12 protein-coding genes are annotated in these 14,198 nt (G+C 74.8%); 10 read left to right on the forward strand and 2 right to left on the reverse strand.

All coding sequences use genetic code 11. From position 1 onward, the window contains the following. Window positions 1-129: 129 nt before the first annotated feature. Window positions 130-606 (forward strand): cupin domain-containing protein, encoded by a 477-nt coding sequence (locus ACZ7JZ_RS13960; RefSeq protein WP_470937812.1) that lies wholly within the window; start codon window positions 130-132, stop codon window positions 604-606. A 76-nt stretch (window positions 607-682) separates the two neighbouring features. On the opposite strand, the gene ACZ7JZ_RS13965 is transcribed toward ACZ7JZ_RS13960, so the two are convergent. After that, window positions 683-895 (reverse strand): hypothetical protein, encoded by a 213-nt coding sequence (locus tag ACZ7JZ_RS13965; protein WP_470937815.1) that lies wholly within the window; start codon window positions 893-895, stop codon window positions 683-685. Between the two features lie 577 nt (window positions 896-1,472). On the opposite strand from ACZ7JZ_RS13965, the gene ACZ7JZ_RS13970 reads away from it, so the two are divergent. Together ACZ7JZ_RS13970 and ACZ7JZ_RS13975 are read left to right on the forward strand one after the other, a co-directional pair. Beyond that, a complete protein-coding gene (locus tag ACZ7JZ_RS13970; protein ID WP_470938092.1) occupies window positions 1,473-3,431 on the forward strand; it encodes an APC family permease in 1,959 nt (652 codons plus the stop codon). 108 nt (window positions 3,432-3,539) lie between these two features. Beyond that, window positions 3,540-4,499 (forward strand): DMT family transporter, encoded by a 960-nt coding sequence (locus ACZ7JZ_RS13975; protein ID WP_470937818.1) that lies wholly within the window; start codon window positions 3,540-3,542, stop codon window positions 4,497-4,499. Between the two features lie 63 nt (window positions 4,500-4,562). Here the strand turns inward: ACZ7JZ_RS13975 and ACZ7JZ_RS13980 are convergent, their stop codons facing one another. Further along, window positions 4,563-5,447, reverse strand: coding sequence for a helix-turn-helix transcriptional regulator (locus ACZ7JZ_RS13980; protein ID WP_470937821.1), 885 nt, complete (start codon window positions 5,445-5,447; stop codon window positions 4,563-4,565). Window positions 5,448-5,714: 267 nt separating this feature from the next. On the opposite strand from ACZ7JZ_RS13980, the gene ACZ7JZ_RS13985 reads away from it, so the two are divergent. The 7 genes from ACZ7JZ_RS13985 to ACZ7JZ_RS14015 all read left to right on the forward strand — a co-directional run bounded on the left by ACZ7JZ_RS13985 (window position 5,715) and on the right by ACZ7JZ_RS14015 (window position 13,963). Continuing rightward, the gene (locus tag ACZ7JZ_RS13985; protein WP_470937824.1) at window positions 5,715-6,209 is read left to right on the forward strand and encodes a hypothetical protein; all 495 of its coding nucleotides are present in this window, start codon (window positions 5,715-5,717) and stop codon (window positions 6,207-6,209) included. An 87-nt stretch (window positions 6,210-6,296) separates the two neighbouring features. Beyond that, window positions 6,297-7,130, forward strand: coding sequence for a thioesterase II family protein (locus tag ACZ7JZ_RS13990; RefSeq protein WP_470938096.1), 834 nt, complete (start codon window positions 6,297-6,299; stop codon window positions 7,128-7,130). 76 nt (window positions 7,131-7,206) lie between these two features. Then, on the forward strand, window positions 7,207-8,088 hold the full coding sequence (locus ACZ7JZ_RS13995; protein ID WP_470937827.1) for an isocitrate lyase/PEP mutase family protein: 882 nt from the start codon (window positions 7,207-7,209) through the stop codon (window positions 8,086-8,088). Further along, the gene (locus ACZ7JZ_RS14000) at window positions 8,085-9,152 is read left to right on the forward strand and encodes a 3-oxoacyl-ACP synthase (protein WP_470937830.1); all 1,068 of its coding nucleotides are present in this window, start codon (window positions 8,085-8,087) and stop codon (window positions 9,150-9,152) included. The genes ACZ7JZ_RS13995 and ACZ7JZ_RS14000 overlap by 4 nt, the downstream gene beginning before the upstream one ends. Before the next feature lie 2 nt (window positions 9,153-9,154). Then, window positions 9,155-11,563 carry an iron-containing redox enzyme family protein gene (locus ACZ7JZ_RS14005; protein WP_470937833.1) on the forward strand — a complete coding sequence of 803 codons (2,409 nt, stop codon included), beginning with the start codon at window positions 9,155-9,157 and terminating at the stop codon, window positions 11,561-11,563. 14 nt (window positions 11,564-11,577) lie between these two features. Further along, window positions 11,578-12,759 carry an acyl-CoA dehydrogenase family protein gene (locus ACZ7JZ_RS14010; protein WP_470937836.1) on the forward strand — a complete coding sequence of 394 codons (1,182 nt, stop codon included), beginning with the start codon at window positions 11,578-11,580 and terminating at the stop codon, window positions 12,757-12,759. 58 nt (window positions 12,760-12,817) lie between these two features. Beyond that, window positions 12,818-13,963 (forward strand): cytochrome P450, encoded by a 1,146-nt coding sequence (locus ACZ7JZ_RS14015; protein WP_470937839.1) that lies wholly within the window; start codon window positions 12,818-12,820, stop codon window positions 13,961-13,963. Window positions 13,964-14,198: the final 235 nt, after the last annotated feature.

Raw genomic sequence — 14,198 nt, forward strand, 5'->3', positions numbered from 1 at the left:
TCCCCGCCGGTCTCACCCGAGTGGCCGCGTCCCGAAGCCGGGGGCGCGGGCCTCTGGGAAGGTTGACGGGGGCCGGCGCGACACCGCGACCGTGCGCCGCGCACTGCCGCCGTCGACCGGGAGAGAAGCATGGCCGTCAAGGACATCGGACCGGAACCGCAGAGTTTCGACCTCGAGGAGGCGACGCTCGCCAATACGGACTACCGTGCGGTCGCCTGGTCCGGAAAGTACCTCCAGCTGACCCTCATGTCGATCCCGGTGGGCGGGGACATCGGCTTGGAGGCGCATCCGGAGACCGACCAGTTCCTGCGACTCGACGCGGGCCGGGGACGCGTCCAGATGGGCCGTACGGAGGACCGCCTCGACTTCGACCGGGAGGTCGAGGACGGCTGGGCGGTCTTCGTACCCGCGGGCACCTGGCACAACGTCACCAACATGGGTGACGAGCCCTTGCAGCTCTACGCCGTCTACGCCCCGGTCCACCACGCGCCGGGCCGGATCCATCCGACAGCCGCCGACGCGGAGCGGGACGAGGAGGCGGGCGGCGACGAGCCGCCGGGCTGGTCGGTCCAGCCCGGCCGGCCGCCGTCGGACGAGCACGCCTGAGGCCCCGTGCGCCGGATGCCGGGGCCGAGCCGGTGGTGCAGTCGGCTCGTAACGGCTGCTGCCCCGATCCCGGGCGTCAGCCCCGGGCGGGGCGCAGGACGCGGGGGGCGCCCGGGAGGGCTTCGGGGCGGGGCGCCGTGCCCGTCAGCGGCAGCAGGTGTCCGCTGGGGCAGGACCCCGCCTGCTGGTGGTCGACCTCCCACTCGCCGACCGCCCCGCCGGCCACCGAACTGGTGACGTAAAGCGGCTGCAGACAGGAACGGCACCAGAAAAATGCACGTTCGTTCACACACACTCCCGAGAGACGTCGCTACGTGGGTCCTTGCCCGGGGCCGGCGCCACCGGTGAGGCGGGGTGCCCCGGAACGCAACCCGTGAGACTGGATCATCCACGCACGAGCGGTGAAACGATACGGCGCCATGCCGGGCAGCCTTCGCTCGAGCCTCTCGGCTGCCCGGCCCATGGTGTCGGCAGGCCGGTCTTCGTCCACGTGGCGCCGGGCGGGCCGGGCGGCGCGGCTGCCGTGCGCCCGGCGTTAAGGATGCGTATGGATTCCTGACGGCCGGGGTGCGGCGAGAGGCCCTGCGGCGGCCTCCGGGAGCGGCCGGCGGAGGCGGCGGACCCCGCCGCCGGACCGCTCTCCGCCCAGCTCCCACGGGGTGGTTGGGCCCGCGGGCGCCCGCGGCGGCAGGCGCCGGGCGCGGGCCCGGGCGCGGTCGTCCGCCCGGTCCGTCCGGTACGGGCCCGCCCCGCGGCGGGCCCATACTCGATGATCGCCGCCGGACCCTGCACCGGCGGCCGTCGTATGAGTGCACCGGAGCCGGGAAGGGTTGATGGGGGACATGAAGGCCGACGACCAGGCCGGTATGCCGGAGGCGGTGGACAGCCCTGCCCCGCGCGCCCAGCCGTCGGGCCGGCTGTCGCGGTGGATGCTGCGCCACCAGGTGCAGCCGGTGGGCCCCGCCGCGGGCGAGGGGCACGCCGAGCCGCAGGCCTGGTGGAAGGTGATGTGCCTGACGGGCGTCGACTACTTCTCCAGCCTGGCCTACGTACCCGCGATCGCGGCCCTCGCCGCCGGGGCGGTCTCGCCGCTCGCGACCCTGCTGATCGTGGCGCTGACCCTGCTGGGGATGCTGCCGATGTACCGGCGGGTGGCGAAGGCGAGCCCGCACGGCGCCGGGTCGGTGGCGATGCTGGAGGACCTGCTGCCGTTCTGGCGGGGCAAGCTCTTCGTCCTCGTACTCCTCGGCTTCGTGGCCACCTCGTGGATCATCACGATCACCCTGTCGACCGCGGACGCCTCCGTGCACGTCGTGGAGAACCCCTTCTTCCCCTCGGTGCTGCACGGGCACGAGGTCGCCCTGACCGTGGTGCTGCTCCTGGTCCTCGGCGGGGTGTTCCTGCTGGGGTTCAGCGAGGCGGTGAGCATCGCCATCCCCCTGGTCGCCGTCTTCCTCGGGCTGAACGCGGTCGTCATCGGCACCGGCCTGGTCCACGTGTTCACCACCCCCGGCGCCTGGTCGGAGTGGACCGGCGCCCTCACCTCGGGCGGCGGTGGGCTCGGCGACCTCGCGGGTCCCGCACTCCTGGCCTTCCCCCTCCTCGTCCTGGGCCTGTCGGGCTTCGAGACCGGGGTGAGCATGATGCCCCTGGTCGCCGCCGAGGGGGAGGACGACGGGCAGCGCCTGCGCGCCCGGATCCGCAACACCCGCCGGCTGCTGACCACCGCCGCGCTCGTGATGAGCGTCTACCTGCTGTCCGCCAGCTTCGTCACCACGGTCCTCATCCCGCACGAGCTGTTCGAGCCGGGCGGCGCCGCCAACGGCCGCGCCCTGGCCTGGCTGGCCCACGAGCACGTGGGGGAGGCCTTCGGCACCGTGTACGACATCAGCACCATCCTGATCCTGTGGTTCGCCGGGGCCTCCGCGATGGCGGGGCTGGTCAACATCGTCCCCCGCTACCTCCCCGACTACGGCATGGCCCCCGAATGGGGACGCGCGGTCCGCCCCGTCGTGATCGTCTACACCGTCCTGTGCATCGCGATCACCATCGCCTTCGACGCCGACGTGGACGAACAGGCGGGCGCCTACGCCACCGGCATCCTCGCCATGATGGTCTCCGGCGCCTTCGCCGTCACGGTCTCCGTGGCGCGCCGCCGCCGGCGCACCGCCACCGCCGGCTTCGGGCTGCTCACCGCCGTCCTGCTCTACGCCCTGGTCGCGAACATCGTCGACAAGCCCGACGGCATCGTCATCTCCGCGTTCTTCATCGCCGGGATCATCGCCGTGTCGCTGATATCGCGCATCTCGCGCACCACCGAGCTGCGCGCCGACCGCATCGTCTTCGATGCGGAGGCCCGCCAGTTCATCGACGCGACCCTCGCCCACGACGGCGCCATCAACATCATCGCCAACCGCCGCCAGGCCGGTGACGCCGCCGAGTACCGCGAGAAGGAGCGCGAACAGCGCGGGGTCAACCCGGTGCCGGGCCGCGCCGACGTCCTCTTCCTGGAGATCGACGTGGTCGACCCCTCCGACTTCAGCGACACCCTGACCGTGCACGGCGCCGACGTCGGCGGTCACCGGGTCCTGCGCGCCGAGGCGCCGGCCGCGCCGAACGCCATCGCCGCCGTCCTGCTGGCCCTGCGGGACGCCACCGGGGTGCGGCCGCACTGCCACTTCGCCTGGGCCGAGGGCAGCCCGCTGGTGCACATGGTCCGCTACTTCCTGCTCGGCCGCGGCGACACCGCCCCCGTCACCCGCGAGATCATCCGCAGCCACGAACCGGACCCCGCCCGCCGCCCGGGCATCCACGTCGGGGGCTGAAGGGCCGGGCCGCCGCGCACCCCCGGTTTCACGCCAGTCACGCGCGATTCACCGACGCCCGTACCGGGCGGTCTGGCCCCCGTGCGCGGGGATGAGTAGGTTCCCCGCATGGATCAGAAGGCTGGCGACTTGAAGAACGACCACCGTGCCCTGACCGCGGCTGCCGTCACCGTGGTGATGTGGGCCTCCGCGTTCGTGTCCATCAGATCCGCCGCAGAGCACTTCGCCCCGGGGGCGCTCGCTCTGGGGCGGCTCCTCACCGCCTCGCTCGCGCTGGGCTGCGTCCTGCTGGTGCGGCGGGTGCCGTTACCGCCGCGGGCGGCCTGGCCGGGCATCCTGGCCTCGGGCGTGCTGTGGTTCGGGCTGTACATGGTGGTCCTGAACTGGGGCGAGGAGCAGGTGGACGCCGGTACGGCGGCGATGGTGGTGAACATCGGGCCGATCGTGATCGCCCTGCTCAGCGGCTGGCTCCTCAAGGAGGGCTTCCCGCCGGGCCTGATGGCCGGCATGGCCGTCTCCTTCGCCGGGGCCGTCGTGGTGGGGTTCTCCACCTCCGACGGGGGCGGGAACTCGCTGTCGGGCGTACTGCTCTGCCTGCTCGCCGCGCTCGCGTACGGCGCGGGGGTGGTCTCGCAGAAGCCGGCGCTGCGGCACGGGACGCCGCTCCAGGTGACGACGTACGGGTGCTTCGTGGGCACGGCGTTCACCCTGCCGTTCGCCGGGCAGCTCGTCTCCGACCTGCCGGACGCCCCGCTGTCGGCGGTGCTGAACATGGTGTACCTGGGCCTGGGCCCGACCGCCCTGGCCTTCACCACCTGGTCGTACGCGCTGTCCCGGACCACCGCGGGGAAGATGGGGGCCACGACGTACGCCGTGCCCGCCGTCGTGGTGCTCATCGCCTGGGCCACCCTGGGGGAGATGCCCGCCTGGCTGACCCTGCTCGGCGGCGCCATCTGCCTCGCGGGCGTCGGCGTTTCGCGCCGGCCGTCCCGCGGGGCCGCAGCTGCGGCTGCCGCTCCGGCCCCGGCCTCCGGCGCGGCCCCCGAGCCGGTCCGCCGTACGGACTGAGAGCCGGCGCGCACGGCGGGCTCCCCGCGCGGGGAGCCCGCCGTGCGCGCGTGTGACGGGCTGTCAGATGACGAACGTGGTCTCGTTGCGGCCGAGGAGGTATCCGAGCTGGAGCCTGTTCAGCGCGCCGAGTTCCTGTTTCATCGCCGCGATGTGCGCCTGTAAAGAACGTTCGCTGATTCCCATCCGGCGGGCGATGACCTTGTCGGAGTAGCCCTCGACGAGGAGCCGGGTGATGGACTCCCGGATCGCGGGCATCACCTGGTCCGCCGCCTTCGCGGCGTGCAGCGGCACGAAGGGGAAGGGTTTCGCCCGGTCCCACGCCTTCTCGAAGGTGTCCCGCAGGAACCGTACGATCGTCGGCTCCGAGACGGCGATCGCGGTGGTCCTGTCGTCGTTCGCGGAGATGAACGCGACGGTGTCGTCCACGATGATCAGCCGGTCGAAGAACTCCTCCAGGGTGCGGACTTGGGCGCCGTACTCCGTGACCGCCCGCACGTACTCCTTCGTGGCCTCGTCGAAGCGCGTGGTGTGCTGGTAGAGGGTCCGCATCGCGATGCCGTTCTCGATGTGGCGGCGCACCGATTCCAGCGCCCCCTTCAGCACCGCGCTGGGCCGCGCCCCGTCGGGCTGGGCGGTGAGGATCTCCCCCCGGACCGACGCGAGGGCCTCGCCGATGGCCGCGCCGATCGTCTCCAGGCCGTGCAGGTACCGGATCCCGGGGCCGGCGCCCCCGTCCGGGGGGCCGCCGCCGGGGCCGTCCGCAGCCGGGCCGTCCACGGCCCCGCCGGAGGCGGCGGGGGGAGCGGTCGCCGTCTGTGCCGAGTGGGCCGCCTGCTCCGCGGCCTCCTCGGCGAGCTTGCCGAGGTGTGACGCGAGGTCCAGCAGGAACGCCTGTGCCTCGGCAGGAGAAGCGGGGAGCGCGATCGGTCTTCCGTTCTGTCCCATTCCGGAACCCTTCGCTACATTCATCCGTCACCTCGTGAGCCCGATATGTACTTGTTCGGCGCGATAAAGACCCCGTGGAAACCCGCAATGCGGAGACCGGAGCCATCGTAGAGCTACCTCGTCGGAGCCAGGCAGGGGAGATTTGGTCTCACCGAAGGAACGAGGGCCGGGAGGCCGCCGCCGAACCGCTGTCGGCCTCAAACGGAATCTTCCATTCCGTTCCTTCGGATGGCCGGGGTCGTCGATGTGGTGAGGGGACTGGGGAAGATGACGAAGAACCGACGCAACGCCCGTACCGGAGCAGCCCGCCGAGTGCTGGCCGGCCGTGCGGGACTCGCCGCGGCGACCACCGTGCTCGCCCTCGGCGCGACGGTCTTCGGCCTCGCCCAGCCCGCCCTCGCCGCCGGCCCCGCCCACACCCTCTCCGACGTGGGCTGGAACGGCGGCAACCCGGTCGCCCCGGTCGACCCGGCGGCCCCCTCCGACCCCGCCGCCCCGACCGACAACGGGGACGTGGGCTGGAACGGCGTGCAGTCCACGGACGGGGACGTGGGCTGGAACGGCGCCCAGAACACCGACGGGGACGTCGGTTGGAACGGCACCGACCCCGGTACCGCCCCCGGAACGGACCCCGGCACCGCCCCCGGCACCGACGGGGACGTCGGCTGGAACGGGACCGACCCCGGTACCGCCCCCGGCACCGAGCCCGGAACGGACCCCGGCACCGAGCCCGGCACCGACGGCGACGTCGGCTGGAACTGATCCATCCGCTCCCTGCAGCGATCTGCAATACCCCCGATACCCGACGAACCCGCCCCTGGCGGCCGACATGAGAATGGCTTGATCCCTGTGGTCGCCTCCCCGTGGTTCCTCACCTCCGACACGCCCGCCCCACCCGCCACCTCCTCCGCCGCCGAACCGCCCGTGGACGTCTACTGCTTCCCGCACGCCGGCGGGAACCCCCGGACCTTCCTCCCCTGGCAGCAGCACCTGGGCTCCGCCGCCCGCGTCCTCGCCGTCTGCCAGCCCGGCCGCGGCCACCGCTTCCGCGAACCGGCCCTCGGCAGCGTCGACTCCCTCGCCGACGGGGCGGCCGCCGCGATCGCCGCCCGGACCGCGCCCGGCACCGGACCCCGGCGCCCCTACCTGCTCTTCGGCCACAGCTTCGGCGCGGTCCTCGCCTTCGAGGTGGCGCGCAGGCTCGACGGCCCCGGCGGCCCGGCCGCCCTCGTGGCCTCCGGCTGCTCCGCACCCGCCCTGCTGCCGTCCCGGCGCGTGCAGGAGACGGCCCGGCTCGACGGTTCCCGGTTCACCGAGGCGGTCGGGTTCTTCGGCGGCCTGCCGCCGGAGATCGTCGAGGACGAGGTCCTCCAGGAACTGCTCCTGCCCCACCTCAAGGCGGACTTCCGCACCGTCGCCGGCTACCGCTACCGCCCCGCCGCCCCGCTGACCGCGCCCGTGACCCTCGTCAACGGCATCGACGACCCGCACGTCGACACCGCCGGGCTCGCGCCCTGGGCCCGCGAGTGCGCCGGGGAGCCGGCCCGCGTCTGGGCCGACGGGGGCCACTTCTACTTCGAGGAGGACGCGGAGGCCGTCACCGGCGTGCTCCGCTCCCTGGCCCGCACGGCGCACGGGGCGTCCGCGGCCCGCCCCGCCGATGACTACGTTGAACTGATCTGACCCGCGGATCCGCACCCGGGACCCGGCCCCGGACCCGATGCGGGATCCCGCAGCCCACCGCACCTGAGGAACCCTCATGAACCGTACCGCCGAAGACGACCAGTACCGCAGGGCCACCGCCTTCCGCGACCTCCACGAGGGCCCCCGCCCCTTCGTCGTGCCCAACCCCTGGGACGCGGGCACCGCCCGGCTCCTGGCCGCACACGGCTTCCCCGCCCTCGCCACCACGGGCGCCGGACTCGCCTACGGCCTCGGCCGCCCCGACGGCACCGGCGCCCTCAGCCGCGAGGACGTCCTCGACAACGCCCGCGCCATCGTCGCCGCCACCGACCTGCCCGTGACCGCCGACCTGGAGAGCGGATTCGGCGACACCCCCGGGGAGGTCGCCCGCACCATCGCCCTCGCCGCCGCGGCCGGACTGGTCGGAGGCTCCGTCGAGGACTCCACGGGGCGCCCCGAAGACCCGGTGCGCCCGCTCGGGGAGGCCGTGGAGCGGGTGGCGGCGGCGGTCGCCGCCGCCAAGGAGCTCGACTTCCCCTTCACCGTCACCGCCCGCGCCGAGAACTTCTTCCAGGGCCGGCCCGACCTCGACGACACGATCCGCCGCCTGCGCGCGTACGAGGAGGCCGGCGCGGACGTGCTCTACGCCCCGGCCCTGCCCGACGCCGACTCCGTCCGCGCCGTCTGCGCCGCGGTCGGACGGCCCGTCAACGTGCTGATGGGCGGCGCGCTCCGGCTCACCGTCGACGAGCTCGGCGCCCTGGGCGTACGGCGCATCAGCGTGGGCTCCTCCATGGCCCGCGCCGCCCTCGGCGCGCTCGCCCGGGCCGCCCGCGAGATCCGCGACCTGGGCAGCTTCGCCTTCGGCTCCGAGGCCCTCCCGTACGCCGAGGTCAACGCGCTCCTGTCCGCCCACCCGTCCCCGCCCGCCGACCGAGAGAGTGATCCGGCACCGTGAGCCTTCCCGCGCCCCCGACCGCTCCGGGCCCCGAGCCCGCCCCCGTCCCGGAGCCCGCCGCCCCGCCCGCCGCCGGCCCCGGCCCCGCGCCCTCCCCGGCGCGGGCCCCCGGCGGCGGGGCGGCCCCGGCGGTCCACCTCTCCGCCCCGCGCTACGTCCTGGGCGAGAGCGCGTGCGACCACACCACCATCGAGCACCTGGCCGAGCGGGCCCGGAAGTTCGGGATGCCGCCCAGGGCCGCGCTCTGGGGCTGGGGCACGGTCCACCGCACCGCCCGCAGCCTGCAGGTCCTGGCCGCCGAGAGCGGCCGGGCGGCCCTGGACGCCGCCGGGGTCGACCCGGCGTCCGTCGACTGCCTGGTCCTGTGCTCCACCCGCTTCCCGGGCGGCCCGCGCACCCACGGCGCGTTCGTCGAGGACGTCATGGCCGGGACGGGCCTGGTCGACGCGGCCTTCACCGGGATCACCCTGAACCGCTGCACCAACCTGCTCGTGGGCATCCGGACCGCACAGGCCCTCGTCGCCGCCGGGCAGTACCGCCGCGTGCTCGTCGTCACCGCCGACCGCATCACCGACGAGTCCGTCCGCATGGAGAGCTTCGCCCTCTTCAGCGACGGCTCCGCAGCCTGCCTGGTCAGCCGCGAACCGCTCGGACCGGACGCGTACGAGATCGTCGGCGGGGCGTCCGCCCAGGACACCCGCGCCCTCGACTGGTCCCACGAGATCAGCGCCGACCTGGCCCGCACGGTCACCGAACGGATCCTGGCCGGGGCGGGGATGAAGCCCGGCGACGTGGACGGGGTCATGCACCCCAACCTGTACCGGCCCGTGGTGGTCATGAAGGAGCGCCAGGCCGGCTTCACCACCGCCCAGCTCTACCTCGACAACATCGCCCGCGTCGGGCACTGCTTCGCCGCGGACCCGCTGATCAACCTGGTCGACCGGGACCGGGCGGGCGGGCTGCGGCCCCACGGGCACTACCTCCTGGCATCGAGCGTCCCGGGAGTCCGCGTCGCCGTACTGCTCCGCAAACTGCCGACGGCCGCTCCCCAGGGGGATTCCTGACCATGACCACCGCACCCGCGACCCGCTCCACCGCCACCCCGTCCACCGCAGCCGCAGGCCCGGCCCCCGCCCCGGCCTTCCCGCTCCCCGACCGGACCACCTCCCTGCCCCCGGCCCCCTTCGAGGCCTCGCCCGCAGCCGCGGCCGAAGCCGCCGCCCTCGCGGCCGCCGCCCCCGCCGACCTGTTCCGCCGGCTGCTCGCCGACCAGGAGAGCGAGACCGTGCTGGTCGCCGCCCGCCGGGTGCTGGCCGCCTTCCTCGACGCCCCCGGCCGGCAGGGCGCGGAGGACCTGCCCGACGACGCCGGTGCGGACCAGGTCGCCGCGTACGTCCTCGGCGCCCGTACGACCCTCGCCGAGCGGCTCCGCCGGGCCGCGGACGGTGCGGACGGCGCGGACGGCGCAGCCCGGGCCGAGGCCCGCGGTCTGGTCCTGCGCCAGCGGGCGCCCCTCGCCCTGATCGGCGGCTGCTGGCTCGACACCGTCTCGCAGGCCGCCACCCAGCCCGCGGAGATCGTCGGCCGCCTCTTCGGCCACCACTTCCTCCTCCAGGGCCGGGGCACCGGCCAGGACAGCGCCCCGGCACGCCGCCGCCGCGCCCTGGCCGGCCTCGGGGTGTTCCTCCCCGAGGCGGGGGCCGCCGGCTTCCTCGACGCGGCGGGAGCCCGCCCCCTCACCGCCCTCCACGGCGCCTTCCACCTCGCCCTCTCCCGGCTGCCGGCCGCGTTCCTCCCCGAGGTCGTCGGCGTCCACTACGCCGCCCACGCCCTCGGCCTCGACGACCTGCTCCTGGGCACCGAACCTCTGCTCACCGAAGCCGACGTACGGCCCGTCCTGGCCGCGTACCTGGACTTCACCCGCCACTCGCCCACCGGGCCCGAGGACCGCCGCCGCACCCTGGCAGCCGTCCGCCTGCTGGTCCGGCTCGAGGACGAGCACACCGGGGCCCTCGCCGAACTCGCCGACTGGCGGGCCGGGTTGTCCCTGGACGCCCGGGTCGCCGAGATCATCGCCCGGCACGCCCCGCACGCGGGCCGCCAGCACCGCGGGGTCCGCCTCGGCACCGAGCGGCTGTCCGACCGGCTCGACAGCGCCCGCCCCGACCCGGCCGCCTTCGTGAGGGAGTTCCGCACCTCGCGCCAGCTGCGCCCGGCCCGGGACGGCGGCCCCTGCCGCTTCCTGAAGTCGATCAAGTTCGGCGGGCCGATGTTCGGCATCTTCGACGCACACGAGGCCGCGGTGTTCACCGCCTGGGCGGACGCGATCGCCGCGGGGGAGCCGGCCGGCGCCGACTACCGCCCGGCCACCGCCGGGGACGCCGACGCGCAGGCCTGGCGCGACCGCCTCGCCCGCACCGAACCGGCCGACCTGCTGGTCCGCGAGCCGGAACCGGAGGAGGAGCGCGACCACCGCGCCCTCTTCCACCGGCTGGTCAACTTCGAGCACCACCCGAGCGTCCTGCCCGCCGCGCGGGCCCGCGCCGAGGCCGGACTCGCCGACGCGGAACTGCTCTTCGCGCACGGGGCGGGCGGCCGCCTCACGGACGCGTCCTGGTTCGCGTACACCCCGGAGGCCCTGCTCGACCGGGTCGAGCGGATCTACTGGGACAAGCTGGTGAACCCCTACCGGCCGCTCACCGAGATCCCCGACCGCGACGAGGTGGTCTTCCAGCAGTCGACATACGCCCTGGGCAGCCTCATCGACGGGGCCTGGGCCCACCGGATCGGCAACCTCGGCCGCAGGCACCGCCAGAGCGACGACATGCTCTTCGCCATCTACGCCGACGAGATGGGCCGCGGCGACATGGCGAAGAACCACATCACGATCATCCACAAGGTCCTGGCCGGAATGGGCATGGACCTGCCGCACATCCGCGAGGCCGCCTTCCGCGAGCAGTCCGACCTCCCGGACCACCTGTACGGGTTCTCGATCCACCAGGTCGCCCTGTCGCTGTTCCCCGACTCGCTCTACAACGAGATCCTCGGCTACAACCTCGGCATCGAGATGTTCGGCCTCGGAGAGGTGCGGTTGCACGAGATCCAGAAGCTGCGCGCCCACGGACTCGACACCAGCTACGAAGAGGCCCACCTCTCCATCGACAACTTCTCCGCGGGCCACGCCCGCCAGTCCGCCGACATCATCGTGTCCTACCTGGACGACGTACGCCGCGCCTCGGGCGAGGCGGCCGTCCAGGAGGAGTGGCGCCGGATCTGGCGCGGCTACGCCTCCTTCGCCTACTTCGTCGAGCACGACCTGGTCAAACGCGTCCGCGCGGCCGCCCCGCACCGGGGGGAGCACGACGACGGCGGCGAGGAGGCCGAGTGCGACCCGGTGTCCGAGGCCGTCGCCCTCGCCGACGCGGCCGCCTGCGCTGCGCCCCGCCCGCAGGCCGTCACCGACCTGGTCATCTGAGGAGACCGCCCACCATGGAACCCCTGACGAGCTTCGACCCGGAGGTCCTCGCCCTCCCCTTCTACGAGGACCGCCACCGCCGCACCGCCGAGGAGGCGGGCGCCTGGTGCGACGCGAACACCGCACTGTGGCAGGAGGTCCGCGAGACCTCCGACCCCGACCGCGCCGGCCGCCGCCTGGTCCGCGCCCTGGGGGAGGCCGACTGGCTGGCCCCCCTGCTCGGGGGCGGCGACCTGCGGACCGTCTGCCTGCGGCGGGAGGCCCTCGCCTACGCCGAGGACCTCGCGGACTTCGCCTACTCCATCCAGAGCCTGGCCGCGATGCCGGTGCTGCACCACGGCACCGACGCCCAGCAGTGCCGCTACCTGCCCGGGATGGCCGACGGCTCCCTCATCGGGGCCTTCGCGGTCTCGGAGAAGGAGGCCGGATCGGACCTGGCGGCCGTCGGCCTCACGGCGCAGCGGTCCCCCGACGGCTCGTACGTCCTCGACGGCGGCAAGGCGTGGATCGCCAACGGCACCATCGCGGACGTGTTCGTCCTCGTCGCCCGCACCGGGGAGGGCCCCGGCCCGCTCGGCCTGACCGCCTTCCTGGTCCCGGCCGACACCCCGGGGCTGCGCGTGGAGCGGCTCGACGCGGTCGCCCCCCGGTCCTTCGCCCACCTGGTCCTGGACGGCTGCAGGCTGCCTGCCGACGCCGTCCTCGGACGCCCCGGCAAGGGCTTCGTCATCGCCGTCGACCTGCTGGAGCGCTTCCGGATGACCGTCGGGGCGGCGGCCGTCGGCTTCGCACGGCGGGCCTTCGACACCGCGCTCGCCCACGTCCGCGACCGCCGGGCGTACGGCGGCACGCTGTACGACCTCCAGCTGGTCAAGGCCTCGCTGGCGGACATGCAGGTCCAACTGGACGCCGCGGCCCTGCTGGTGGCCCGCGCGGGCTGGGAGGCCGACCGGGGCAGCCGCCGGTTCGCCCTGCACTCCAACGTCGCCAAGGTGCACGCCACCGAGGCGGCCCAGCAGGTCGTCGACGGCGCCGTCCAACTGCTGGGCGCGGCGGGCATCCTGCAGGGGAGCGTGACCGAGCGCCTCTACCGGCAGGTCCGCTCGCTGCGGATCTACGAGGGGACCTCCGAGGTCCTCCGGCTGGCCATCGCGGGCTCGCTCGACATGCGCCGGGCCGCCCGGGCGGCCGTCTGAGGCTCCGGCGCACCCGGCCGGCGCGCACCACCCCCGCACCACGAAACAAGGAGCACTGATGCACACCCCCGTCTCGGCGGTCCGGCTCCCGGACCCCTACCCCTCCTACGCGTCCCTCACGGCAGAGCGGCCCTTCGCCTTCGACGAGGCGCTGGGCGCCTGGGTCGCGGCCGACGCGGCCGCCGTCCGGGCGGTCCTGCACGGCGACGCGTTACGGGTCCGCCCGCCGGGCGAGCCGGTGCCCGCCGGTATCGCCGGGACCCCGGCCGGAGAGGTGTTCGGGGACCTGGTGCGGATGACGGACGGGGACCTGCCGCGGCGGCTCAAGGCGCTCGTGGTGCAGGCCCTGGGCCGTGCGGACACCGGGCGGGCCGCCGCCGTGGCGGCCGGGCTCACCGCATCGGTGCTGGCCGGCGGCGGCCGGGCCCCGCTGCACGCGCTCATGTTCGGCGTACCGGCCCGCGTCGTGGCCACCCTGTGCGGGCTCACCGACGGGGCGGACGAGGAGGCGGCCCGGGAGATCGGCCGGTTCGTGCAGTGCATCCCCGCGACCGCCACCCCCGCGCAGCAGGCGGCCGCGGCCGGGGCGGCCGCCCGGCTCCGCGCGCTGCTGGGCCCCGCCCTCCCGGCGCCCGGCACCCCTGCGGACGGGGGCCCGGGCAGCCTCCTCGCCGAGCTGGTCCGGGCCGCGGACGCCGACTCCTGGCCGTACCGCGGGCCGCTGCTCTCCAACGCCGTCGGCTTCCTCTCCCAGACCTACGACGCGACCGCCGGCCTGATCGGCAACACCCTCGTCGCCCTCGCACAGGGCGCGGCCGGGGCGCCGGGCAGCGGCCGCGAGACCGCGGACCTGGTCCGCGAGGTGGTGCGGTACGACGCCCCCGTCCAGAACACCCGGCGCTTCGCGGCCGGCCCCTTCGTCCACGGCGACGCCAAGGTGGAACCCGGACAGCAGGTGCTCGTCCTCCTCGCGGCCGCCAACCGCGACCCCGCGGTCAACCCCGATCCGCACGCACTGCTCCCCGGTCGGGTGAACCCGCAGGTGTTCACCTTCGGCTCCGGGCACCACCGCTGCCCCGGCGGGGAGCTCGCCGTGGCGATCGCCACCGCGGTCGTCTCCGGGATCCTGGCCGCAGGCCTGCCCCCCGTCTCCGCCACCCCCGACTACCAGCCCCTCGCCAACGCCCGCATCCCCGTCCTCTGACACCCCGGCCCGGTACGGGCCGCCGCCCACCGACCGGGGGCGGCCCGTACGGGACGGCCACCGGGTGCACGTCACACGGGCCGACGCATCCGGCCCCGTACCGGCACACCCGCACCGGGACCGCGCACCGCGCACCGCGCACCGCGTACAAGGCACCGCACGCAGCGGGACCCGGGAGCTCCTGAGCTCCGGAACCGCCGACCTCCGCACATCCCCCCGGCCGACCGGCCGCCCC

This window comes from Streptomyces sp. NPDC038213, from assembly GCF_055600495.1.

Excerpts from the sequence above, each read along its gene's own strand:
- ACZ7JZ_RS13960 (WP_470937812.1), top strand. The coding sequence starts at position 130 with ATGGCCGTCAAGGACATCGGACCGGAACCGCAGAGTTTCGACCTCGAG.
- ACZ7JZ_RS13970 (WP_470938092.1), top strand. The coding sequence starts at position 1,473 with ATGCCGGAGGCGGTGGACAGCCCTGCCCCGCGCGCCCAGCCGTCGGGC.
- ACZ7JZ_RS13975 (WP_470937818.1), top strand. The coding sequence starts at position 3,540 with ATGGATCAGAAGGCTGGCGACTTGAAGAACGACCACCGTGCCCTGACC.
- ACZ7JZ_RS13980 (WP_470937821.1), bottom strand. The coding sequence starts at position 5,447 with ATGGGACAGAACGGAAGACCGATCGCGCTCCCCGCTTCTCCTGCCGAG.
- ACZ7JZ_RS13985 (WP_470937824.1), top strand. The coding sequence starts at position 5,715 with ATGACGAAGAACCGACGCAACGCCCGTACCGGAGCAGCCCGCCGAGTG.
- ACZ7JZ_RS13995 (WP_470937827.1), top strand. The coding sequence starts at position 7,207 with ATGAACCGTACCGCCGAAGACGACCAGTACCGCAGGGCCACCGCCTTC.
- ACZ7JZ_RS14005 (WP_470937833.1), top strand. The coding sequence starts at position 9,155 with ATGACCACCGCACCCGCGACCCGCTCCACCGCCACCCCGTCCACCGCA.
- ACZ7JZ_RS14010 (WP_470937836.1), top strand. The coding sequence starts at position 11,578 with ATGGAACCCCTGACGAGCTTCGACCCGGAGGTCCTCGCCCTCCCCTTC.
- ACZ7JZ_RS14015 (WP_470937839.1), top strand. The coding sequence starts at position 12,818 with ATGCACACCCCCGTCTCGGCGGTCCGGCTCCCGGACCCCTACCCCTCC.